The sequence below is a fragment of the Mesorhizobium sp. M0062 genome (assembly GCF_040323125.1).
Lineage (GTDB): Bacteria > Pseudomonadota > Alphaproteobacteria > Rhizobiales > Rhizobiaceae > Mesorhizobium.
This window is the reverse complement of sequence record NZ_JAMYUO010000001.1, coordinates 458,338-481,037: the sequence shown is the minus strand read 5'-3', so window position 1 is coordinate 481,037 and position 22,700 is coordinate 458,338. Positions and strand designations below refer to the sequence as shown.

General features: G+C 64.8%; 19 protein-coding genes. 13 read left to right on the top strand and 6 right to left on the bottom strand.

The genetic code is table 11. The features are described from left to right. Window positions 1–173 precede the first annotated feature (173 nt). The 4 genes from NKJ64_RS02180 to NKJ64_RS02165 are packed head-to-tail and all read left to right on the top strand — an operon-like array spanning window position 174 to window position 3,470. Window positions 174–1,055 carry a branched-chain amino acid ABC transporter permease gene (locus NKJ64_RS02180; protein ID WP_023671284.1) on the top strand — a complete coding sequence of 294 codons (882 nt, stop codon included), beginning with the start codon at window positions 174–176 and terminating at the stop codon, window positions 1,053–1,055. After that, window positions 1,052–2,014 (top strand): branched-chain amino acid ABC transporter permease, encoded by a 963-nt coding sequence (locus NKJ64_RS02175; RefSeq protein ID WP_023689192.1) that lies wholly within the window; start codon window positions 1,052–1,054, stop codon window positions 2,012–2,014. Before NKJ64_RS02180 ends, NKJ64_RS02175 begins: the two co-directional genes overlap by 4 nt. Then, window positions 2,011–2,736: an ABC transporter ATP-binding protein gene (locus tag NKJ64_RS02170; protein ID WP_023695898.1), complete on the top strand. Its 726-nt coding sequence runs from the start codon at window positions 2,011–2,013 to the stop codon at window positions 2,734–2,736. Before NKJ64_RS02175 ends, NKJ64_RS02170 begins: the two co-directional genes overlap by 4 nt. Further along, on the top strand, window positions 2,733–3,470 hold the full coding sequence (locus NKJ64_RS02165) for an ABC transporter ATP-binding protein (protein WP_023736901.1): 738 nt from the start codon (window positions 2,733–2,735) through the stop codon (window positions 3,468–3,470). The genes NKJ64_RS02170 and NKJ64_RS02165 overlap by 4 nt, the downstream gene beginning before the upstream one ends. Window positions 3,471–3,632: 162 nt before the next feature. On the opposite strand, the gene NKJ64_RS02160 is transcribed toward NKJ64_RS02165, so the two are convergent. Together NKJ64_RS02160 and pncA are read right to left on the bottom strand one after the other, a co-directional pair. After that, the gene (locus NKJ64_RS02160; RefSeq protein ID WP_352461896.1) at window positions 3,633–5,000 is read right to left on the bottom strand and encodes a sodium:proton antiporter; all 1,368 of its coding nucleotides are present in this window, start codon (window positions 4,998–5,000) and stop codon (window positions 3,633–3,635) included. An 85-nt stretch (window positions 5,001–5,085) separates the two neighbouring features. Then, window positions 5,086–5,700, bottom strand: a complete 615-nt coding sequence (gene pncA / locus NKJ64_RS02155; RefSeq protein ID WP_352461895.1) for a bifunctional nicotinamidase/pyrazinamidase — start codon at window positions 5,698–5,700, stop codon at window positions 5,086–5,088. A 385-nt stretch (window positions 5,701–6,085) separates the two neighbouring features. On the opposite strand from pncA, the gene NKJ64_RS02150 reads away from it, so the two are divergent. Genes NKJ64_RS02150 through NKJ64_RS02125 form a run of 6 tightly spaced genes read left to right on the top strand, consistent with a single transcriptional unit; the run spans window position 6,086 to window position 13,381 of the window. After that, window positions 6,086–6,949, top strand: coding sequence for an FAD binding domain-containing protein (locus NKJ64_RS02150; protein WP_352461893.1), 864 nt, complete (start codon window positions 6,086–6,088; stop codon window positions 6,947–6,949). A gap of 11 nt (window positions 6,950–6,960) precedes the next feature. After that, on the top strand, window positions 6,961–9,924 hold the full coding sequence (locus NKJ64_RS02145; protein ID WP_502902853.1) for a molybdopterin-dependent oxidoreductase: 2,964 nt from the start codon (window positions 6,961–6,963) through the stop codon (window positions 9,922–9,924). Beyond that, window positions 9,921–11,462 (top strand): hypothetical protein, encoded by a 1,542-nt coding sequence (locus NKJ64_RS02140; protein WP_023729753.1) that lies wholly within the window; start codon window positions 9,921–9,923, stop codon window positions 11,460–11,462. The genes NKJ64_RS02145 and NKJ64_RS02140 overlap by 4 nt, the downstream gene beginning before the upstream one ends. Beyond that, window positions 11,462–12,346 carry a UPF0280 family protein gene (locus NKJ64_RS02135; RefSeq protein ID WP_023729752.1) on the top strand — a complete coding sequence of 295 codons (885 nt, stop codon included), beginning with the start codon at window positions 11,462–11,464 and terminating at the stop codon, window positions 12,344–12,346. Before NKJ64_RS02140 ends, NKJ64_RS02135 begins: the two co-directional genes overlap by 1 nt. Beyond that, the gene (locus tag NKJ64_RS02130; RefSeq protein ID WP_023714549.1) at window positions 12,339–12,923 is read left to right on the top strand and encodes an amino acid synthesis family protein; all 585 of its coding nucleotides are present in this window, start codon (window positions 12,339–12,341) and stop codon (window positions 12,921–12,923) included. The genes NKJ64_RS02135 and NKJ64_RS02130 overlap by 8 nt, the downstream gene beginning before the upstream one ends. Next, window positions 12,920–13,381 carry a MarR family winged helix-turn-helix transcriptional regulator gene (locus tag NKJ64_RS02125; RefSeq protein ID WP_352461891.1) on the top strand — a complete coding sequence of 154 codons (462 nt, stop codon included), beginning with the start codon at window positions 12,920–12,922 and terminating at the stop codon, window positions 13,379–13,381. Before NKJ64_RS02130 ends, NKJ64_RS02125 begins: the two co-directional genes overlap by 4 nt. On the opposite strand, the gene NKJ64_RS02120 is transcribed toward NKJ64_RS02125, so the two are convergent. Both NKJ64_RS02120 and NKJ64_RS02115 read right to left on the bottom strand, forming a co-directional pair. Next, entirely contained in the window at window positions 13,378–14,493 is a 1,116-nt protein-coding gene (locus NKJ64_RS02120) for an aminomethyl transferase family protein (RefSeq protein ID WP_352461889.1), read from the bottom strand. The two genes, NKJ64_RS02125 and NKJ64_RS02120, sit on opposite strands and share 4 nt — an antisense overlap. Before the next feature lie 70 nt (window positions 14,494–14,563). Next, on the bottom strand, window positions 14,564–15,334 hold the full coding sequence (locus NKJ64_RS02115; RefSeq protein WP_352461888.1) for an ABC transporter substrate-binding protein: 771 nt from the start codon (window positions 15,332–15,334) through the stop codon (window positions 14,564–14,566). A 197-nt stretch (window positions 15,335–15,531) separates the two neighbouring features. Here NKJ64_RS02115 and NKJ64_RS02110 point away from each other — a divergent pair, with 197 nt between their 5' ends. Further along, window positions 15,532–16,422, top strand: coding sequence for an SGNH/GDSL hydrolase family protein (locus NKJ64_RS02110; RefSeq protein ID WP_352461887.1), 891 nt, complete (start codon window positions 15,532–15,534; stop codon window positions 16,420–16,422). Window positions 16,423–16,444: 22 nt separating this feature from the next. Here the strand turns inward: NKJ64_RS02110 and NKJ64_RS02105 are convergent, their stop codons facing one another. Continuing rightward, window positions 16,445–18,127 carry a hydantoinase B/oxoprolinase family protein gene (locus tag NKJ64_RS02105; protein WP_352461886.1) on the bottom strand — a complete coding sequence of 561 codons (1,683 nt, stop codon included), beginning with the start codon at window positions 18,125–18,127 and terminating at the stop codon, window positions 16,445–16,447. 1 nt (window position 18,128) lies between these two features. After that, window positions 18,129–20,213 (bottom strand): hydantoinase/oxoprolinase family protein, encoded by a 2,085-nt coding sequence (locus NKJ64_RS02100; protein ID WP_352461885.1) that lies wholly within the window; start codon window positions 20,211–20,213, stop codon window positions 18,129–18,131. A 221-nt stretch (window positions 20,214–20,434) separates the two neighbouring features. On the opposite strand from NKJ64_RS02100, the gene NKJ64_RS02095 reads away from it, so the two are divergent. Then, window positions 20,435–21,262: a ferredoxin--NADP reductase gene (locus tag NKJ64_RS02095; RefSeq protein ID WP_023683551.1), complete on the top strand. Its 828-nt coding sequence runs from the start codon at window positions 20,435–20,437 to the stop codon at window positions 21,260–21,262. A 206-nt stretch (window positions 21,263–21,468) separates the two neighbouring features. Further along, window positions 21,469–22,518 (top strand): deoxyribose-phosphate aldolase, encoded by a 1,050-nt coding sequence (gene deoC, locus NKJ64_RS02090; protein WP_023683550.1) that lies wholly within the window; start codon window positions 21,469–21,471, stop codon window positions 22,516–22,518. Window positions 22,519–22,700 lie beyond the last annotated feature (182 nt).

The window sequence follows — 22,700 nt, the reverse complement described above, 5'->3', positions numbered from 1 at the left end:
CCCGCGCCCCCCGCCCCCCCCGCCGGCCGCGGGGCGGGGGCGCCCCCCCCAGCCGCTCGCGCCGCCGCGCCCCGCCCCCCGGGGCGCGCGCCGCCCGCGACGGCCCGTGCCCAACCCCCACCCGACCGCTGCGCGGTCACCCTCCCCACAAGGGGAGGGTAAGGGCGCCCTGAATGCATTTCGGACCCCACCTCCTCCTCGCCGCCCTCGAAGGCCTTGTCACCTCCGCCGTGTTGGCGCTGACGGCGCTTGGGCTGTCGCTGGTGTTCGGCGTCATGCGCGTCGTCAACGTCGCCCATGGCGAGTTCTTCATGCTGGGCGCGGTGCTGGCCTGGGCGATCTCGACGGCGATACCCGGCCATCCCACGCTCGGCTTCCTGGCGGCGCTGGTGATTGCGCCGCTGATCGTCGGCGCCATTGCGCTGGTAGCCGAGCGGCTTGTGCTGCGCCGGCTCAATTACAATCCGGAAGCCACCATCGTCGCCACGATCGGCATGCTTTACATCATCCAGCAGCTGGCGTTGAGCTTCTATGGCCCGGAAGCGCGCCCGGTGGAGCCGCCCTTCAGCTACCGCATCCTTTTGCCCTGGTTCGGCTATTCCGGCTACAAGCTGTCGATCATTGCCGCTTCGGCCCTTCTGCTCATCGCCACCTGGCTGGTGCTGACGCGCACCAAGATCGGCCTCATCATGCGCGCCACCCAATATGACAGCGAGACGGCGCAGGCCTTCGGCATTCCGGTCGACCGCGTCTATGCCGGCGTCTTCGGGCTCGGCGCCATGCTGGCGGCCATCGCCGCCGTGCTGATCGTGCCGATCAGTCAGGCGCATTATCTGATGGGACAGGACCCGCTGCTGTTGTCCTTCATCGTCGTCATCATCGGCGGCCTCGGCTCGCTGCGCGGCACCGTCGTCGCCGCCGTGCTGATCGGCCTGTCCGACGGCATCATCTCGGTGTTCTTTTCGCCGACTTTGGCCAAGATCATCGCCACGCTGCTGGTGGCCATGGTGCTGGTATTCCGGCCGCAGGGCCTGTTCGGGCAGGCGTCGCGATGAGCGAAGCTTCGCCGGCAAAAGCCTATGCATTGCATCTCGGCGTCATCGCGCTACTGTTTGCGCTGAGCTTCGTCCTGCCCGACTACCATCATGGCCTGCTGGCCCGCATCATGGTGCTGGCGGTGTTCGCCATGGGCTACAACATGCTGTTCGGCTATGTCGGCCTGCTCAGCCTCGGCCACGCCATGTTCTTCGCCGCCGGGCTCTATGGCGCTGGTCTCGCGGTCATCCATCTCGGCTGGAGCGTGCCTTTGGCTTTCCTCGCCGGCATCGCCTGCGGCGCGCTGCTGGCCCTGGTGATCGGCCTGCTGGCGCTGCGCACCACCGGCGTCGCCTTCATGATCGTCACCATGATGTTCGCGCAGGTGTTTTACCTCGTCATCCTCTATTTCGCCGCCTGGACCGGCGGCGACCAGGGTCTGGTCGTGCCGCAGCCGGCGCGGGTTCTGGCCTTCGGCGCGACATCGCTCGACCTAACCAACCCGACCGTGCGCTACATGAGCGCGCTGGCGCTGTTCTCGGTCGTGCTGCTGATCACCCTCGCCATCGTCCGCTCCCGCTATGGCCGCGTGCTGGTCGCGGTGCGCGAGAACGAGGAGCGCACGAAAATGCTGGGCTACGACACCTTCTCCAACAAGCTGATCGCCGTCGTCGTCTCCGGCACCATCTGCGCCGCCTCGGGTGCGGCCTATGCGCTGCTGTTCGGCTATGTCGGCTCGAGCTTTGCCTCGGTGCAGTATTCCATCCTGCCGCTGCTCTGGGTGCTGCTCGGCGGCGCCGCCACGACGCTGGGCGCGCTGCTCGGCACGGTGTTCATGTACTATGTCATCGACACCGCCAGCGGCTACACCTCCGCCTATCTCCTGATCGTCGGTATTGCGCTCATCCTGCTGGTGCTGTTTTTCCCCAAAGGCATTCTGGGCACCATCCGCCAGCGCTGGCTCGGGTGGCTCCCATGATGCCGTTGCTGACCACCAAAGGCCTGGCGCGCAGTTTCGGCGGCCTGCGCGCCGTCGACGGTGTCGATTTTCAGCTGATGCCGGGCGAGATCCGCGCCGTCATCGGCCCCAATGGCGCCGGCAAAACCACCTTCGTCAGCCTGGTCAGCGGCCGCATTCAGCCATCGTCCGGCATGATCGTCTTCGACGGCGCCGACATCACCAGCCAGCCGGCCTATCTCAGGGTGCGCCGGGGCATCGCCTACACCTTCCAGATCACCAGCGTCTTCGCCAACCTCTCTGCCTACGATAATGTCGCGCTGCCGGTGCAGCGCACGCTGACCGATGCCCGCTCGAAAGGTGCGGTGCGCACCGGCGTCATGGCCGCGCTGGAACGCACCGGACTGGCCGGCCGCGCCCATATGCCGGCCGGCCAGCTTTCCTACGGCCATCAGCGCCTGCTGGAAGTGGCAATGGGCCTGGCGCTGAAGCCGCGGCTTTTGATCCTCGACGAGCCGACGCAAGGGCTGGCCGACAGCGAGATCGACAATTTCATCGACCTGGTGCGCGAGATCGCCAAGAGCGCCACCGTGCTTTTGATCGAGCACAACATGCCTGTCGTCATGCAACTGGCCGACCGCATCACCGTCTTCAACGCCGGCAGGATCCTGGCCGAAGGCACGCCCGAACAGGTCCGCGCCAACACACAGGTGCAGGAAGCCTATCTGGGAACGGCGGCATGAGCGAAGCCCCCAAAACTGATACCCACACGACTGAAGCGCTGACCATCTCCGGGCTCGACTGCTTCTATGGCGAGGTTCAGGTGCTCTACGGTCTTGATCTCGTGCTCAACAAGGGCGAGGTGCTGTGCCTGTTCGGTCGCAACGGCGCCGGCAAGACGACGACGCTGAAAGCGACCATGGGGCTGGTTCGGTCGAGCGCCGGTTCGATCCGGCTCGCCGGCAAGGAGTTGACCGGCCTGCCGGCGCATGAGGTGCCCAAGGCCGGCGTCGCCTATGTGCCGCAAGGCAGGCGGCTGTTCGCCGAGATGACGGTGGCGGAAAACATCGAGATCGGCCTGATGGCGCGCGGCAAGGGAAGAGCGACGCGCGAGAGCGTGCTCGACCTCTTCCCGTTGCTGCGCCAGCGGCTGCGGCAGCGCTCCGGCACTTTGTCCGGTGGCGAACAGCAGATGTTGGCCATGGCCCGCGCGCTTTGTCTGGAGCCGCAGGTGCTGTTGCTAGACGAGCCGACGGAGGGGCTGATGCCGTCGATGATCGCCAAAATCCGCGAGACGGTGGTGAAGCTGCGTGAGCTAGGTGTCTCCACCATTCTGGTCGAACAGCGCGTCGACGCCGTGCTGTCCGTCGCCGACCGCGTCTGCTTCATCGAGAACGGCCGCAACCGCGAGACCGTCGATGTCGAACAGCTTCGCGCCGATCCGTCGGCGGTGCGCCGATATGTAGGGGTGGGATAGACTTTACCCTCCCCCTTGTGGGGGTCCGAAGGACGGGCGAGACCCGTGGCTCGCCCCGGCAAGTGGCTGCGAAGCAGCCGGGTGGGGGCGGCACCGACCCCCACCCGGACCTTCGGTCCGACCTCCCCACACGGGGTAGGTAAGGGCCCAGCGCCCTTTGCATCACGCAAAGAACAAAAAACCCGCAATCACAAAGATCGGCATCAGCACCAGGCCCGACCACGCCATGTAGCCGAAGAAACCCGGCATCTTCACACCGCGGTGTCGGGCGATGGCGTAGACCATGAAGTTGGGTGCATTGCCGATATAGGTGTTGGCGCCCATGAACACCGCGCCGGCCGAGATCGCGGCCAGCGTCGAGGCCGCCTCCGTCATCAGGTGCCGCGCGTCGCCGCCTGCGAGTTCGAAAAACACCAGATAGGTCGGCGCATTGTCGAGGAAGGACGACAGCCCGCCGGTCAGCCAGAAATAGGCGAGATCATTGGGCTGGCCGGTGGGTGACGTCACCAGCGCCACCAGCGGCGCCAGCGCGCCGTCATGGCCGGCGCGAAGGATGGCAATGACCGGCACGATGCAGATGAAGATGCCGGCAAACAGTTTTGCCACCTCCGCGATCGGGCCCCAGGTGAAGCCGTTGGCCTCGCGATGGCTCTTGAGGGAAACGACAAGCGACAGCCCGGCGAGCGCCAGGATGATGGCATCGCGCACCAGGTTCTGCAGTTCGAGGCCGACGCCGAGGATGGAGAAAGTCACGCCCGGCTTCCAGGCAGCTGAAAGCAGGATCGCGGCAATGACGCCGGCCAGCAACGGCAGATTGGCCAGGCCGCGAAGGCGCACCTTCGTATCCGGCGTCGGATCCTTGATCTTCGGCGCGCCGCCTTCACGGCGATGCAGCATGATGTCGATGGCCAGGAAGACAAGCAGCACCAGGCCGCCGGTAAACAGCGTCTCGCGCCAGAGGTTCGCCGACGTCCAGAAGAAGTCGACGCCGCGCAGGAAGCCGACGAACAATGGCGGGTCGCCCAAGGGCGTCAACGAGCCGCCGATGTTAGACACCAGGAAGATGAAGAAGATGACGACATGGGCGTTGAACTGCCGGTTGTCGTTGGCGCGCAGCATCGGCCGGATCAGGATCATCGAGGCGCCGGTGGTGCCGATCACCGAGGCCAGCATCGCCCCGACGAGCAGCAGCCCGGCATTGACCAGCGGCGTGCCATGGATGTTGCCGGCGACAAGGATGCCGCCCGAAATGGTGTAGAGCGCGAACAGCAGGATAATGAACGACATGTATTCGGTGAGCAGCGTGTGCAGCACGGCTTCACCGGCTACCGGAACGCCGAATGCAACCATCAGCGGGATGACCGCCAGCGCTGCCCAGCCGGCGGCGATCTTGCCGTAATGATGCTCCCAGACATGGTGGAACAGCAGCGGTCCGGTGGCGATCGACAGCAGCAGGCCGGCGAAAGGCAGCGCCCACGACAGCGACATGGCAGCATCGGGCAGACCGCGGGCCTCGGCCGCGAAGGCCATTTGCGGAGACACAGCGGAAGCGAGTACACCTGCCGCGAAAGCCTTCCCCAACTGTGTGCAGCCCCCTCGATGCGTCACGATCCAGTCACTCCGAGATCGGGTCTTCGAGCTTCACCCCGGCATCGCGCATCCTCTTCAGCATCGCCTCGACCGAACCGTTGAGATCGATGCCGCGGCACGCGTCGAGCCGCACCGTCGTCTTGAAGCCTTGCTTGACCGCGTCGAGGGCCGAGAAGGCGACGCAGAAGTCGGTCGCCAGGCCAACCAGGGTCACGGTGCCGATGCCGCGCTCCTTGAGGTAGCCGGCGAGCCCGGTCGGCGTCTTGTGGTCGTTCTCGAAGAAGGCGGAGTAGCTGTCGATATCGGGGCGGAACCCCTTGCGGATCACCAGCTCGGCCTTGGTCCAGGCGAGCCCCGAGTGAAAGTCCGAACCGAGGCTGCCCTGGATGCAATGGTCGGGCCACAGAGTCTGCGGCCCATAGGGCATCTCGATTGCGCTGAAGGGCTGCGCCCCCGGATGGCTGGAGGCAAAGCTCGAATGTCCGGCCGGGTGCCAGTCCTGCGTCAGCACGACATGCTCGGCATGCCGGATCAGATCGTTGACCAGCGGCACGATTTCGTCGCCGCCGGCAACCGCCAGTGCGCCGCCGGGGCAGAAGTCGTTTTGCAGGTCGATGACAACAAGCGCTTCGTCGGCCATGGCGCCTCTCCTCTTCTACGTCTCGAACGGGGGATCGAGTGAAATACGCCGCTGATGCGACCGGATGCAGAAACTCGACCGGATGGCCGCCTGCGTCAACCTCCTACAGCGCCGCGCGTCCCCTTCGGACGCGCAAAGGACGCTGTAGCACTTTACTTTGCGCAGGATCCTTTCCGAAAATCGATTCCGATTTTTGGGGATCGTGCGCGGACGTAACAAATGCATGGCGGCCGGGTTCCCTTAAACTCCGGCTTTGACAATTTCCGCCAGCTTGATATCATTTGCATACGAATGAATTTGGCCTGATCAGACATTGGCGGGGTTCGGGAAGACCCCACCTTTTGAAGGTCCCAATGGGAAGGCCTATTTTTTTGGAAGGCAAAGCGTGATCCGTTACGCGAAACCCGCCACGCTCGACGAGGCGCTCGCTCTGCTGGGCGAGGGCGCCTGGCGCGTGCTTGCCGGCGGCACCGATTTCTATCCGGCGCAGGGCGCCAAACCGTTCCGCGACAATGTTCTCGATATTAACGGCCTGGTCTCGCTGCGCGGCATTGCCGAGACCGAAACCCATTGGGTTTTGGGCGCCCGCACCACCTGGACCGACCTTGTCCGCCATCCATTGCCGGCGGCTTTCGATGCGCTGAAGCAGGCCGCGCGCGAAGTGGGCTCCCTGCAGATCCAGAATGTCGCCTCGATCGCCGGCAATCTCTGCAATGCTTCGCCTGCCGCCGATGGCGTTCCGGGACTGCTGGTGCTGGACGCCGAGGTCGAGCTGCGCTCTGCAACCGCGACGCGTTATCTGCCGCTGCAGGAGTTCATTCTCGGCAACCGCCGCACCGCCCTGCTACCGGGCGAGCTGGTTACCGCCATCCGGGTGCCGAAGCCCAGGGCCACCGGCACGTCGGCCTTCGTCAAGCTCGGTGCGCGGCGCTACCTCGTCATCTCCATCGCCATGGTGGCGGCGCGCCTCGTTGCCGAGGATGGCGTAGTCATGGAAGCCGCTGTCGCGGTCGGGTCCTGCTCGGCCGTCGCCAGGCGGCTCGCCGCTGTCGAAGCCGTGCTGGTGGGCAAGCCTGTCGGCCCGGCACTCGCCGATGCGCTCCTGTCCGCGCCGATGGCCGAGCTCTCGCCGATTGCCGACGTGCGCGGCAGCGCCGAATACCGGCTCGACGCAGCGCGCGAGCTTGTCGCCCGCGCCGTGCTGGGGGCTTGCGGACTGACGAACGACAACAGCATGGTGGCGGCATGAGCCACTCCGAGATGATTGAAGCCCTGCCCGACCTCGTGCCGGGCGTCGGCCTCGATCGCGCCGAGATCGCCTTCGCCGTCAATGGCGCCGCCGTCTCGGTCAATGTGCCGCCGCTGCGCCGTCTGTCGCAGGTTTTGCGCGACGAATTGCAGCTGACGGGCACCAAGGTTGGCTGCGATGCCGGCGATTGCGGCGCCTGCACGGTGCTGGTCGACGGCGACGCCGTCTGCGCCTGCCTGATGCCGGCGGCCTCCGCAGCCGGGACGTCCGTAACGACCGTCGAAGGCCTCGCCAATGGCCGGCTCTCGGCTCTGCAGGCGTCCTTCCTGGCGCATGGCGCCGCGCAATGCGGCATCTGCACGCCGGCGCTGCTGGTCGCGGCAACGGCGCTGCTGGATGGCACGCCGAATCCGACCGAGACCGAGGTGCAGGATGCGCTGGGCGGCATCCTCTGCCGTTGCACCGGCTACAGAAAGATCATCGCGGCAGTGATGGATGCGGGACGGTTCGAGACGTCGACCGACGGCGCTGCCCCTCATCCGCCTGCCGGCACCCTCACCCCGTATAGTGACGGGGAGAAGGGAAGTGCTCCAGCGCCGACGCTCCCCGCTCCCCGTTCTTCACGGGGAGAGGGTAAGGGTGAGGGGCAGCGCCAACGTCATTCGTTGGAATTCAACTTTGAACGTAGAATGCCAACCACAGGGAATGCTGTAGGCGCCTCCCCGGTCCGGCTCGACGGCGTGCCAAAAATCACCGGCGCTGAAAAATTCGGCGGCGATGCCTTTCCCGCCGATGCGCTGGCTGTGCTGGTGGTCCGCTCGCCGCATTATCATGCCGGCTTCGCCTTCGGCGACCTGGAGGGCTGGGTGAAGTCGCATCCCGGCATCGCCGGCGTCTTCACCGCCGCCGACATCCCGGGAAAAAACTGTTTCGGCGTCATCGGTCCGTTTGCCGACCAGCCGGCGCTGGCCGAAGGCTTTGCGCGGCTGCGCGGCGAGGCAGTGGCGCTGGTCGCCGGCGAGCGCGAGGCCATGCTCGATCTCGACCTCCAGGATTTCCCGGTCCGCTGGACCGAGCTGCCGCATTTTCTGCAGCCCGGCGACGCGCAGGCAGAAGGGGCTGCGCTCATCCACGCGAACCGCCCGGCCAATTTGTTGACCAAGGGCTTTGTCGAGCGCGGCGACCCCGAGACGGCGCTTGGCGAGGCTGCTTACACGGTGTCCGGTGCCATCGACACCTCCTATGTCGAGCACGCCTATATCGAGCCGGAAGCCGGCCATGCCTACATGGACGGCGACACGCTGGTCGTCGTCGCCTGCACCCAGGCCCCCTACATGGATCGCGACGAAACGGCGAAGGTGCTCGGTCTTGCCGTCGACAAGGTGCGCATCGTGCCGACCGCGACCGGCGGCGGCTTCGGCTCGAAACTGGACGTTTCACTGCAGCCGCTCATCGGCCTTGTGGCACTGAAAACCGGCCGGCCGGCGGCGCTTGCCTACACCCGCACCGAATCGATGATGTCGACCACCAAGCGCCACCCCGCCGAGATGAAGGCGACGATCGGCACTGACGCCGAGGGCCATGTCACCGGCATGATCTTTTCCGGCGATTTCAACACCGGCGCCTATGCCAGCTGGGGCCCGACCGTCGCCAACCGCGTGCCGGTGCATGCCTCCGGTCCCTATGCGACGCCGAATTACCGCGCCGAAGGCCGCGCCATCCACACCCACGGGCCGATTTCCGGCGCCTTCCGCGGCTTCGGCGTGCCGCAGGCGACGATCATGCAGGAGACGCTCTATGATGAGCTCGCCGGCAAGCTGGGCATGGACCGGCTCGATTTTCGGCTGAAGAACTGCCTTCGGAACGGATCCGAAACGGTTACCGGACAGCGACTGGAGTCGGGCGTCGGCATATTCGAGTGCCTCGACTCCTTGCGGCCGCATTGGGCTCGCGCGAAGGCCGACGCAGATACATTCAACAATGCCAATACGAGCAAAAAGCGCGGCGTCGGCATCGCGTCCTGCTGGTATGGCTGCGGCAACACCTCGCTGCCCAATCCGTCGACCATAAGGGTCGGTATCTCGCCAGACGGCGACGTCATCCTGCACCAGGGCGCCGTCGATATCGGCCAGGGCTCCAACACCGTCATCGCCCAGATCTGCGCCGACGCACTTGGCCTGCCGCTGGAAAAATTCAAGCTGAGAAGCGCCGACACCGCGATCAGCCCGGACGCCGGCAAAACATCGGCCTCGCGCCAGACCTTCGTCAGCGGCAAGGCGGCCGAGAAGGCCGGCCGCGCCTTGCGCGAAAAGATCCTGCGTTTTGCCAATGTCTCGGAGAACGCGAGCCTGCAATTGGACGGCCCGGCGATCGTCATTCGCGAGGGCGAAGCCACTCGGCGCATCGATCTCCCCGCCCTCGATGTCGATGCGGACGGCTACGTCTTCCGCGCCGAGGAAACCTACGACCCGCCGACGCTGCCGCTCGACGCCAAGGGCCAGGGCAAGCCTTACGCCGTCTACGGCTATGGCGCGCAGATCGCCGAACTGGAGGTCGACCTCAAGCTCGGCACGGTGAAGCTCTTGAAAATCACCGCCGCGCACGATGTAGGCAAGGCGATCAACCCGCTTCTGGTCGAAGGCCAGATCGAGGGCGGCATCGCGCAAGGCATCGGCATGGCGCTGATGGAGGAATACATCCCCGGCCGCACCGAGAATCTGCACGACTATCTCATTCCGACCATCGGCGACGTGCCTGAGATCGAGCACATATTGATCGAGGTTCCCGATCCCGAGGGGCCGTTCGGCGCCAAGGGCCTGGGCGAGCATGTGCTGATCCCGACCGCACCCGCCATCCTCAACGCCATCCGCCACGCCACCGGCGTGCTCATCACCAAGGTTCCGGCGACGCCGGCGCGCATCCGCGCTGCTATCCGCGAAAAAGATCGCATCCACGACCAGGAGGCACGCCGATGAGCGAGCTTGCCGAACGCTTCGAAACCCACGATCCGGGCGAAAAGCTGGTGGCGGAAAAGATCCGCTGCGATGCCTGTCCGGTGATGTGCTACATCGCCGATGGCCGCACCGGCGCCTGCGACCGCTACGGCAATGTCGGTGGCCGCATCGTGCGTATGGACCCGCTGACCATCCTCGACCATGCGGCAGAGAGCGGCGCCGCGGTCGTGCCTTTCACTGCCGAGGGCGAGCAATGGGACGGCGAACTGGTCAACACCGGCCGCCGCTTCGTCACTGCAATCGGCGCCGGCACCACCTATCCCGACTACAAGCCGGCTCCCTTCATCGTCAGCCAGGAGGTCGAGGGGGTCGATCTGGTGACCGTGGTCACCGAAGGCATTTTTTCGTACTGCGGCGTCAAGGTGAAGATCGATACCGACCGCCATCTCGGTCCCGAAACGGCAATCGTGCGCGCGCAAGGCGAGCCGATCGGCCACGTCACGACAGGCGAATACGGCTCGCAGATGCTGTCGCTCGGCGGAGTGCATCATTTGACCGGTGGCTCCAAGGCCGAAGGCCGGGCAACCTGTGACGCGATGCTCAGTCTGTGCAATCGCAAGCCGGTCGAACTGACCATCGATGGCGGCGCCACCATCACCGTCGAAGCCGGCAAACCACCCGTCATCGACGGCAAGCAGGAACACCGCATGCGGGTCGGCTGCGGCTCGGCCACCATCGGCATGTTCGCCACGCAATGGCGCGGCCTTGTCGACGAGGTGGTGGTGGTCGACGACCATATCACCGGCGTCGTCTCCGAGCATCAGGCCGGCAAGGTGCTGGGCTGGCAGGATACCGGCATCAAGATCATCGGCCGCCGTTCGACGCCGGGCCGCTATTTCAAGGTTTCCGAGCCCGGCCTCGGCTGGGGCGGCACCTCGATTTCCGACCCGCTGTCGATCCTCGGCGAATGGAACGCCAAGAAGGGCGCCCGCCCCGGCCTGTCGCTGCTGATGGTGTCGACCACCGGCGAGCAGTTCGCCTATTACGAGCTCGACGACGAGTTGAAGCCGGTGGAAAAACCGTTCCCCGAGCGGCTGCAGAAATCGGTCGGCCTGATCGAGGACAATTGCGAGCCGGCGCTCTGCACCGTGCTGTTCATCGGCGGCGCCGGCGGTTCGCTTCGCGCCGGCGTCACCGAAAACCCGGTCAATCTCACCCGCTCGGTGCAGGGCTTGAATACCTATGTTACCGTTGGCGGCGCGCCGGTCTATGTCTGGCCGGGCGGCGGCATCACGCTGATGGTCGACGTCATGCGCGTGCCGGAAGGCGCCTTCGGCTATGTGCCGACGCCGGCGCTGGTGGCGCCGATCGAATTCACGCTACGCCGCGACGACTATGTCCGGCTGGGCGGCTACGAGGCCGAGATACGCAGCGTCGAGGATATCGTTGCCAAAGGCGGCGAATATCTCAACCCGCGCCGCGGCTCAGGCGCCGAGGCCCACAATCCATGGCCGCCGCTGGCGCAGTTGCGCCGCGTCGGCTCGAACGGGGCCTCTTGATGCAAGGCCCGCAAGTCCACTGGCTGCAGGACGGCAAGCGGCTGCACCTCAACCACGGGCCGATCGACCTGATCGTCGAGGCGTTTGGTGAGGCGGCTGAGTGTCGTGCCGCCTACGATCAGGCGATCGAGCGCTTCCAGACGATCCTGATCGAGTTGGTCGAGGAGCTTCCCGAATTGCGGCTTCCGGCATTTTTCCTGGCGCCGCGCACCTTCGCCGGCCCGACCGCGCGGCGCATGGAAGCAGCCGTCATGCCGTTGGCGGAATGCTTCATCACGCCGATGGCCGCCGTCGCGGGATCGGTAGCCGACGAAATGCTCTCGGCATTGCTTGCCGGTCGCAAGCTCGACCGGGCCTATGTCAACAATGGCGGCGACAGCGCCCTCCATATCGGCAAGGGCCAGTCGATGAACCTGGCGATCGCCGGCACCGGCAACGGCATGGCCGACCGCCTCACCATTCGCTCGGCGGACGGCGTGCGCGGCGTCGCCACCAGCGGCTGGCGCGGCCGTTCGTTCTCGCTTGGCATTGCCGACGCCGTCACCGTGCTGGCGCACACCGGCGCCGAGGCCGATGCGGCCGCGACACTCATTGCCAACGCCGTCGACCTGCCCGGCAATCCCGCCATCAAGCGCATTCCCGCGCAGGACTTGGCGCCCGACAGCGATCTCGGCGCGCGGCTGGTGACTCAAGCCGTCGGCATGCTCGCGCGTGGCGATGTGGAGCGGGCGCTGGACAATGGCCTTGCCGTCGCCGAAGATTTTCGCCGGCGCGGCCTGATTGCCGCATCGGCGCTGTTTCTAGGTGGGGAAGCCCGCATCAGTGGTTCCATGGCGCTTGCCGCGCCCAACAAAAATCCAGGGAAGGAAGTTGCCCATGCCTGAGTTTCCGATCCGCAAGATTGCGGTTCTGACCGAAGAGATTTTTCACGATGGCGGCCCGGTCGCAGCTGCGCCGCGCCGCCGCGCGGCGGCCGTGGCGCTGGTGAAGAACCCGTTCGCCGGCCGCTACGTCGAAGAACTGCAGAGCGCCATGGACGATCTGAAGCCGCTTGGCCTGCTACTCACCGACAAGCTCATTGCCGCATTGGGCGGCGACATCAAGCAGATCGACGCCTACGGCAAGGGCACCATTGTCGGCTCGTCGGGGGAGCTGGAGCACGGCGCGCTGTGGCACGTTCCTGGCGGCTACGCCATGCGCGAGCGGCTCGGCGACGCCAAGGCGATCGTGCCGTCGGCAACCAAGGTCGGCGCCTTCGGCTCGCGGCTCGACGTACCGCTCGGCCACACCAACGCCGCCTATGTCCGCAGCCATTTCGACGCCATGGAGGTAGGCCTCAGCGACGGGCCTCGCCCCGACGAAATCCTGTTTTGCCTCGCCATGAGCTGCGGCCCGCGCGTGCATGACCGCATGGGCGGCCTCGCGGTTGGCGATATCAAGGCCTGGGACGGCTTGCGATGAGCGGCGGGGACACTCTTCTCAAGCTCGTCGAGGCCGAAGAGCCTGACGATCATGACTACCGCCTGCAGGAGCAGGTCGGCTTCATCCTGCGCAAGGCGCATCAGCGCCATGTCTCGATCTTTGCCGCCCAGATCAGCGACCTGACGCCGCCGCAATTTGCAGCACTCGCCAAACTGCACGATGTCGGCGAGACCTCGCAGAACCAGCTCGGCACGCTGATTGCCATGGACGCGGCGACGGTCAAGGGCGTCATCGACCGACTGAAAGCGCGCGGCCTGGTCGACCTGACCAAGCATGAGGTCGACAAAAGGCGCCTGCTGGTCAGTCTCACGCCCCGGGGACGCGAGGCGATCGAGCGGCTGATCCCGCTGGCCCGCGCCATCACCCAGGAAACGCTGGCGCCGCTGACCGCCAAGGAGGCCGCTACGTTTATGCGGCTGCTGGCGAAACTCGCCTAGGCGCGCAGTCTCGTGCCTTCTGGATCGAAGAACGGCATCGGCGCCACCACCGCGCGGGTCGGCTTGCCGTCAATGTCGATGCTGAGTTCGGTCCCGATGGCGGTGAACGGCAGCCGCAAATGCGCCGTCGCCAGAACTTTGCCTAAGGAATAGCCGTGATCGCTGTAGGTGACGACGCCGGCATCCTCGCCGTCGGCGAAAACCCTGGCATCCGTCGCGGCCGGCTTGTCACCGTCGAGAATCAGCCCGGTCCAGCGTTCGTCGAGCCCCTTGTCGCGAATTTTGAGCAATGCCTCGCGGCCGATGAACTCGCCCTTGTCGAACTTGATCCAGCGATCGAGCCCGACATGGAAGGGCGTACGGCTCTCGTCCATGTCGATGCCATGCGCCGGATAGGCCTTTTCCAGCCCGAGCGTGAACATGGCCAGCACGCCGTATGGCTTCAAGCCGAAATCGCCGCCGGTCCGCACCAGCGCGTCCCAGACGGAAGTCGCCTCGTCCGCCGGCACGAACAGTTCGAAGCCGAGCTCGCCGGTCACCCCGGTGCGTGAGATCAGGACTTTGGTCTCGCCGACGCGCCCTGAAGTGAACGCCCAGCGTTTCAACTCATCGAGATCGGCATCCGAAACCAGTGCTTTCAGCAGCTCGCGGGAGCGCGGCCCCTGTATGGTCGGGAAGGCGACGGCCGCGGTGATGTCGGTGACATAGGCCTTTCGCGCTTCAGCATGATGCTGCAGCCAGGGCAGCATCTTCAGCCGGTTGACCGAGCCGGTCACCAGCATGAAATGCTCAGGCGCCAGCCGGAACACGGTGAGGTCGTCCATGATGCCGCCATCGTCGCGGCAGACGGTGGAATAGCGCACCTGGCCGGGGCTCATCGCGGCCGCATCGTTGACGATAATGTGGTTGACCAGCGCCTCCGCTTCCGGCCCCTTGATGTCCATCTTGCCCATGGTGCTGAGATCCTGCACGCCGACATTCTTGCGCGTGTTCAGATGCTCGTCGGCGATGCCGGAATAAGTTTTGGCCGAGACGAAGTCGCCGCCGACCCGGCCCATCGTGGCGCCGAGGCCAACGATGCTGGTGTAGAAAGGGGAGCGCCGCTCAACCAAGAAACTTCTCCGTCATCTCATGAAAACGGCAGCGCCGGGTGGCGCTGCCGAGGTCGGGTTGGCTGAGGGATTAACCCCCGTAGACGTCGAAGGCGAAGTACTTGTCGTTGATTTCCTTGTACTTGCCGTTGGCGCGCAGCGCCTCGATTGCGGCATTGAACTTGTCGGCCAGTTCCTTGTTGCCCTTTTGCAGGGCGATGCCGACGCCGGGGCCGTGAATGGCCGGATCGGCGGTCAGCGTGCCGAGCAATTTGCAGCAGGCGCCATCGGGCTTCTTCAGCCATTCGGTCAGGATGATCGAGCCGTCCATCATCGCGTCGAGCCGGCCATTGGCCATGTCGGTGCGGGCGTCGTCGCCCGTCGGATAGGCTTTCACGGTCGAGCCGGAGTATTTCTGCTCGGCGAAATTCTGGTGGATGGTTGCGCTCTGCACGCCCAGCACCTTGCCCTTCAGATCGTCCGGCGATGTGCCGGCGATGGTCGAATCCTTCGGCACGGCGATGGCCGGCGGCGTCTGGTAATATTTGTGGGTGAACTCGACCTTCTCGGCCCGTTCCGGCGTGATGGTGATGTTGATGATGGCGTCGAACTTGCCGGCCTGCAGCGCCGGAATGGAACCATCGAAATCCTGTACGGAGAATTCGCACTCGGCCTTCATCTCGGCACACAGCGCCTTGCCGAGGTCGATGTCGAAGCCGCCCAGCGTGCCGTCCGAATTGGCATAGTTGAAAGGCGGATAGGCGCCCTCGGTGCCGATCCTGAGTTTCTCGGCGGAGGCAGCACCGGTCCCAAGCAGCAGGGCGGCGGAAGCGGCAAGCACGAAACGACCGAAAAGATGCATGTTCTGGTTCCCCGTTGATAGGCGAAGTTTATGGGCTTTTACTGTTGCCACGGAGACGGAAGCGACATGCTCTGCGGCGATCACGGCGCGGCAAGCCGTCCTTCCCCAGGAATCTTACTGTGATCTAAATTACAGACCGATCATGGACATGGGCGCATGCTCAGCTGGAAGTAGACGGTCGTGGGAGGGACCTGGGGATGGACCAGCAGGAATTCGTGCAGGAAGCCGCGCAGCGGCGCATAGACGACGACATCGCCAAGCGCATCAGGGTTCACCAGGCCAACATCGAGCGGCTCGAAACCGCAAGGGAAAGTGCCGGCAATCTCGAGGCGGCCGTCGCCAACCGGCCGCTGGTGATGCTGGCGCAGGGCGATTCCTGGTTCGACTATCCGCTCACCGGCAACGGCTTTCCGTTCGTCGACACCGACGTGATCGCGCAGCTGCGCCGCATCGGCTCGATGCCGCCGACCATCCTCAACCTTGCCCATCATGGCGATGCGGCGACCGACGAGATGTCGCTGCCCAAGCAGCAGCGCATGATCGCCGCCCTGCGCAACAAGGCCAACTGGCTGGACGGCAAGCCCGATGCCATCCTGTTCTCTGCCGGTGGCAACGACATTGCCGGCGACCAGTTCTGCATCTTCCTCGACTTCAATGACGGCCACGCCCCCGGGCTGAACAAGAACCGCTTCACCAAGGCGCTCGGCATGGTCGAGGCCTGCTATCTCGATTTGTTCGCGCTGCGCGACCGCGTCGCGCCAGGCGTGCCGATCTTTGGCCATTGCTATGATTTCCCGATCCCGAACGGAGCGCATCCGTCCTGTGTCGGCCCGTGGCTGAAACCGTCGCTCGATTTCTGCAACTGGACGGTCGCCAAGGGCACGGTCATCGTTCACGACGCGCTGGCGGCGTTCCGCGATGTGGTGAAGCGCCTGGCCGACGATCCCAACAACAATTTCCATCTGGTCAACACGCAGGGAACGTTGAAGGTGGCCGACTGGGCCAACGAACTGCATCCCGATCCCGCCGGCTTCAAGAAGATCGCGCAAAAATTCGCCGATGCGCTGAAGGCCAAGCTGCAGACCTGACGCGGCTCGGGCCTGTCGGCTGTCAGGTTCCGAACAGCTCTTTGGCTTGTTCAACGGTGTAGTAACCAAGCCTGATGTCTTCGGCGACCAGTTTCGGGTCGCGCTCACGCGGATCACCATAGCCGCCGCCCCCGGGCGTGCCGACCCTCACGCGGTCGCCGGCCTTGAGCGCGATGTCCTGTTCCTTGGACAGATGCGGCGGCACATGTGCCTCGCCGTCGCGGAACACGGTCACCGTGTTCACCGCGCCGTCCTTGCCGCCGAGCGCGCCTTGCGGGCCGAAACGGCCATGGTCCATGACGAAGGACGCGCGCGCCTCTCCTCGCAATATCTCGACCTCATAGGCGAGGCCGAAGCCGCCGCGCTGCTTGCCGGCGCCGCCCGAGCCTTCGCGCAAGGCATAGTGGCGGTAGAGAACCGGAAAGGCCTGCTCCATGATCTCGACCGGCGGCGATTTCGAAATGCCGATGGTCGAGCAGCCATTGGTCAGGCCGTCATGGCCGGAATTGCCGCCATAGCCGCCGCCGGAGATCTGATACATCACATAGTCGCGGCCGCGCGCCGGATCGTTGCCGCCCAGCGCGAAATTGCCGCTGGAGCCGGCGGGCGCGGCCGTCACCTTTTCCGGCAGCGCCTGCACCATCGCCGCGAACACCGCCTCGGCGATGCGCTGCGAGACTTCAGCCGCACAGCCGGAGACGGGACGCGGGTATTTGGCGTCGAGGAACGTGCCTTCCGGCCGCTTGACGATCAGCGGCTCGAAAGCGCCGGCGCTGATCGGCACATCAGGGAAAATATGGCGCATGGCGAGATAGACCGACGACAATGTCGTCGCCAGCACGCTGTTCATCGGCCCGGCACAGGGTTTTGACGAACCTGTGAAATCGAAGGTCAGCGTATCGCCCTTCTTCTCCACCGCGAGCGCGATGGTCAGCGGCTCGTTGACCACGCCGTCCGAGTCGACAAAGGCCTTCGAGCTGTAGGTGCCGTCGGGAATGGCGGAGATGTTGGCGCGCATCTGCTCGGCGGCGCGGCGACGCAGTTCGGCGATCGCCCCGACGACGGTTTCGTCCCCGTAACGATCGAGGATTCCATTGAGCCTGTCCTGGCCGATCAGCAATGCGGCGGCCTGCGCTCTTATATCGCCGATGCGCTGGTCGGCGACGCGGATGTTGGAGCAGATGATGGCGTAGATTTCCGTGTCCAGCACGCCCTTCTTGAACAGCTTGACCGGCGGCAGCCGCAGGCCTTCCTGCTCGACGGCGGTCGCGGAAGCGGAGAAGCCGCCCGGCACCGAGCCACCGATATCGGGCCAGTGGCCGGTATTCGATAGCCAGCAAAATATCTTGCCGTCGCGGTAGACCGGCATGGCGAAGCGCACGTCCATCAGATGCGTGCCGCCGAGATAGGGATCGTTGACGACGTAGATGTCGCCGGGTTCCGGCGACAGGCAACGGCCGTTGGCGATCATCTCGATCACCGTCCTGGTCGAATACTGCATGACGCCGACGAACACCGGCAGGCCCTGGCTGCCTTGTGCGATCAACGAACCGTCGACGGCCGAGTAGATGCCGTCGGAGCGGTCATTGGCTTCGGCGATGACAGGCGAGAAGGCCGCGCGGGAGAAAGTGAGATCCATCTCGTCGCAGACCTGCTGCAAGGCTGCCTGCAGGACCGAAAGCGTGATGGCGTCGAGCTTTTGCATCTCAGGCCTCGCCAATGTCGATGATGATGTTGCCGTCGGCGTCCGATCTTGCGCGGTCGCCGGGTTCGAGCACGGTGGTCGCATCCATCTGTTCGAGGATCGCCGGCCCTTCGATGACGGCATCGGGCGGCAGCTTTTCGCGTGCGTATATCGGCGTATCGTGCCAGCGTCCTGCGTACCAGACAGGCCTTGTTTCGCGCAGCGCCTCGTCTAGCGTCTTTGTACGTCCGGCCGGGTCGATCAGCCGTGACAGGTCGATTGCCGGCCGCACGCCCGTCACCGACGTGTTGAGGTTGACCAGATTGGCGCGGATCTCCGGCAACTCGACCTTGAAGCGGGCAAAATAGGCTTTTTCGAACAGCGCCTGCAACTCCTGCCTTGTCACCGATGAAGACGGCAACGGCACGTTGATGATGTGGGTCTGGCCGACAAACTGCATGTCGGCAGAGTGCGTAACGCGGATCGTTTCCGGCTTCACCGCTTCCTTGCCGATCAGTTCCTCGCCTTCCCCGCGGTGACGTTCCAGCACCTCGCGAAGCCGGGCTTCATCGAGCACGGCGACCGGCTGGTTGATGGTGTTGACGAAGTCGTGACGCAGATCGGCCACGACGCAGCCGAGCGCATTGGTGATGCCCGGACGCGCCGGCACCAGCACACGGGGCAGGCCGAGTTCGCGCGCCAGGGCGGAGGCATGCAGCGGCCCGGCGCCACCGAAGGCGAACAGCGCGAAATCGCGCGGATCATGGCCGCGCGACACCGAGACCATGCGGATGGCGCCGGCCATCTTCATGTTGCCGAGGCGCAGCACCGCGCCCGCCGCTTCGACGCCGGAGAGGCCGGCGGCCTTGCCTATTCTGTCTTCGAAGATCCCGGTGACCCGCTCGACGGTGACCGGATTTTCGACCGCCAGCAGCTTCTTCGGCGCCAGCCGGCCCAGCACCAGATTGGCGTCGGTGATGGTCGGCTCGGGTCCACCACGACCGTAGCAGATCGGGCCGGGATTGGCGCCGGCACTTTCCGGGCCGATCTGGATCAGCCCGGCCGCATCGACCCGGGCGATGGAGCCGCCGCCGGCACCGACCGTATGCACCGCCACCATCGGCACGTGGATCGGCATCGCATATTCGATCTCGATCTCGTTCGAGACGGCGGGCTCCGCATTGCGGATCAGCGCCACATCGGTCGAGGTGCCGCCCATGTCGTAGGTGACGAGGTTTTCAAAGCCGGCGCGCTTGCCCGTATAGGCGGCGGCGATGACACCCGAGGCTGGTCCGGACATCACGGTCTTGGCCGATTCCCTGGTGACGAAACGGGCCGAGATCATGCCGCCATTGCCGTTCATGATCAGGAAGTCGCGGGCGTAACCTTTGGCGGCCAATTCCTTGCGCAGCCGCTCGACATAACGCTCGAGGATCGGCTGCACCGAGGCGTTGACCGCGGCGGTCACGCCGCGCTCGAATTCGCGGGCTTCCGACAGCAGCGCATGGCCAGTCGTGATGTAGCCGTTCGGCCAAAGCTCGGCGGCGATTTCGGCCGCGCGCCGCTCATGCGAAGGGTTGGCGTAGGAATGCAGGAAATGGATGACCAGGGACTCGCAGCCGGCCACGATCAGCGTCTTCACGGCGTCGCGCATCTCGGTCTCATCGAGCGGGGTGCGCACCGCGCCGGATGCTTCGACGCGCTCCGAGACTTCGAGCCGGAGATCGCGCGGGATGATCGGAACGAAGGTGCCGGTCATGCCATAGGGCTGCGGCCGTGTGCGCCGTCCAAGCTCGATCACGTCGCGAAAACCGCGCGTGGTGATCATGCCGGTTTTCGCCAGCCGGCGTTCCAGAACCGCATTGGTGGTGGTGGTCGTGCCATGCACGATGAGGTCGATGCCGTCTATGGCAAAGCCGGTGGCGCCGAGCGCTGAAACCACGCCGAAAGCCTGGTTGTCGACGGTGGTGGGCGTCTTGGCGATATGCACCTTTCCGCCATCTTTGCCGTCGATCAAAATGAGGTCGGTGAAGGTTCCGCCGACATCGATGCCGGCAACGACGTGACCCAGGGAATCCGGTTGTTGCACCGAAAAATTCTCTTTCATTGTCGAAATCCGAAATGGCGGAACTACGAATATGCCGCAGTTTGGAAAGCTGTTTTAGCGTGGTATCTTGACACAAATATCGTTTGTATACTAATAAATTTGGGACACAAGAGCTCACTGCTTTGGAGTGTGTGAACGGCACGCCGGGACCTGAAGGGTCTGGGCGCGCAGGAAACGGTTTGGCGCCCGCGTAGTGGCTTGGGCAAGACAGAGTTGGATCGATGAACACCACATCCGCACTCAACACCGCCGGCGCCCGTCCGCTGCAGTTCCCGATTCCGGCCAATGTCTATGCCGAAACCGTCGTCTCGGTGAAGCATTACACCGACCGCCTGTTCTCGTTCCGCATCACCCGCCCGCAGTCGTTGCGCTTCCGCTCCGGCGAGTTCGTCATGATCGGTCTGCCCAATGCCGAAAAGCCGGTGTACCGCGCCTATTCGGTCGCCAGCCCGGCCTGGGACGAGGAGCTGGAATTCTTCTCGATCAAGGTGCCGGATGGTCCGCTGACCTCCGAACTGCAGAAGATCCAGGTCGGCGACACCGTCATCATGCGCCAGAAGTCGACCGGCACGCTGGTTGTCGACGCGCTGACCCCGGCAAAGCGCCTGTTCATGATCTCGACCGGCACCGGCATTGCGCCCTTCGCCAGCCTTCTGCGCGACCCCGATACCTACGAAAAATTCGATCAGGTCATCCTGACCCACACCTGCCGCGACAATGCCGAACTGACCTATGGCCAGGAACTGGTGGCCGCGCTCGAGAACGATCCCCTGATCGGCGAACTGACCGGCGGCCGCGTCACCCTCTACAATTCGACGACCCGCGAAGAATCGGCGCGCATGGGCCGCATCACGGCGCTGATCGGCTCGGGCAAGTTCTACGCCGACCTCGGCATCGAGAAGCTCAATCCGGAGACGGACCGCATCATGATCTGCGGCTCGATGCATATGCTGAAGGACGTCAAGGAAATGGCCGAAAGCCTCGGCTTCCATGAGGGCTCGCTCAGCCATCCCTCGACCTTCGTCGTCGAGCGCGCTTTCGTCGGCTGACATCAGCCGGCGCCTCGGCGCCACGTCTTGAATTGACGTTTTGACCATGTGGTCAAAATTCAGCTGCTTTTGCCGCCTTTTTCCGTTATGAGCCCTTGAAGGACTCGTGAAGCATCGATTCACGGGCTATCTTCGGTGTGTGTCGCCCAAGTCCGGGAGCAACGACACGCACCACGACGTAAAATCGTCGAGCGAAAGGGCAGGAGATGAGCAGCACAATCCGCGAAGCCGATCTCGGCGCGTCCAAGGTCACGCCGCTGCCGGCACGTGCGGCCGCCAACACGCCCGTGCCGCAAAGCCACGGTATTGCCCGCAACACCGGCATGCGGCTCGATCTCGGCTTCATGGAATCGGTGCGCTCGGTCAACCGCTCAGCGCTGGAACGCAGGGTCGCCAGCCTCACAAAGCGGCGCTCGATCAAGGCTGACAACCAGGCCGCCTGGCTGCTGCGCGCGGTCTCCTGCATGGATTTGACGACTCTGAATTCCAACGACACCGAAGAGCGGGTGCGCCGCCTATGCGCCAAGGCGATCAACCCGTTCCGTCGCGACATCGTCGAGGGGCTTGGCATCGAGGGCGAGAAAATCCGGCCGGCGGCGGTCTGCGTCTATCATCCCTTCGTCGCGACGGCTGTTGATGCCGTGCGCGGCACCGGCATCCATGTCGCCGCCGTCTCCACCGCTTTCCCGCACGGCCTTGCGCCGCTGTCGACCCGCCTGCAGGAGATCGAGGCTTCGGTGCGCGACGGCGCCGACGAGATCGATGTCGTCATCCCGCGCGGCTTGGTCTTCGGCGCCAAATGGCAGGAGCTCTACAACGAGATCGTCTCGATGCGCGAAGCCTGCAGTGATGCGCATCTCAAGGTTATCCTCGGCACCGGCGACCTCGCCACGCTGCGAAATGTCATGCTGGCCTCGATGGTGGCGATGATGGCGGGCGCCGATTTCATCAAGACCTCGACCGGCAAGGAAAGCGTCAACGCCACGCTGCCCGTCGGCCTCGCCATGGTGCGCGCCATCCGAGCCTATTTCGAGGAGACCGGCTTTCTCATCGGCTTCAAGCCGGCCGGCGGCATCTCTACAGCCAAGGCTTCGCTCGACTGGCTGGTGCTGATGAAGGAGGAGCTCGGCCGGCCATGGCTGGAGCCAGACCTGTTCCGCTTCGGCGCCTCGAGCCTGCTCACCGACATCGAGCGCCAGCTCGAGCACCATCTGACCGGGCATTATTCGGCCAATCACCGCCACGCGATGGCGTGAGGCGGAGAAGGCCTTGAACGTCGAGTTCCTTCGCGCCTCCCTCTGTCCTGCCGGACATCTCCCCCGATTGGGGAGAGATTGGCTAACGTCGGCGATTTCGCCAATTGTCGACGTTTCAGAGCCGACAGGCGCGAAGGCTAATCTCCCTCCTTGTGGGGGAGATGTCCGGCAGGACAGAGGGG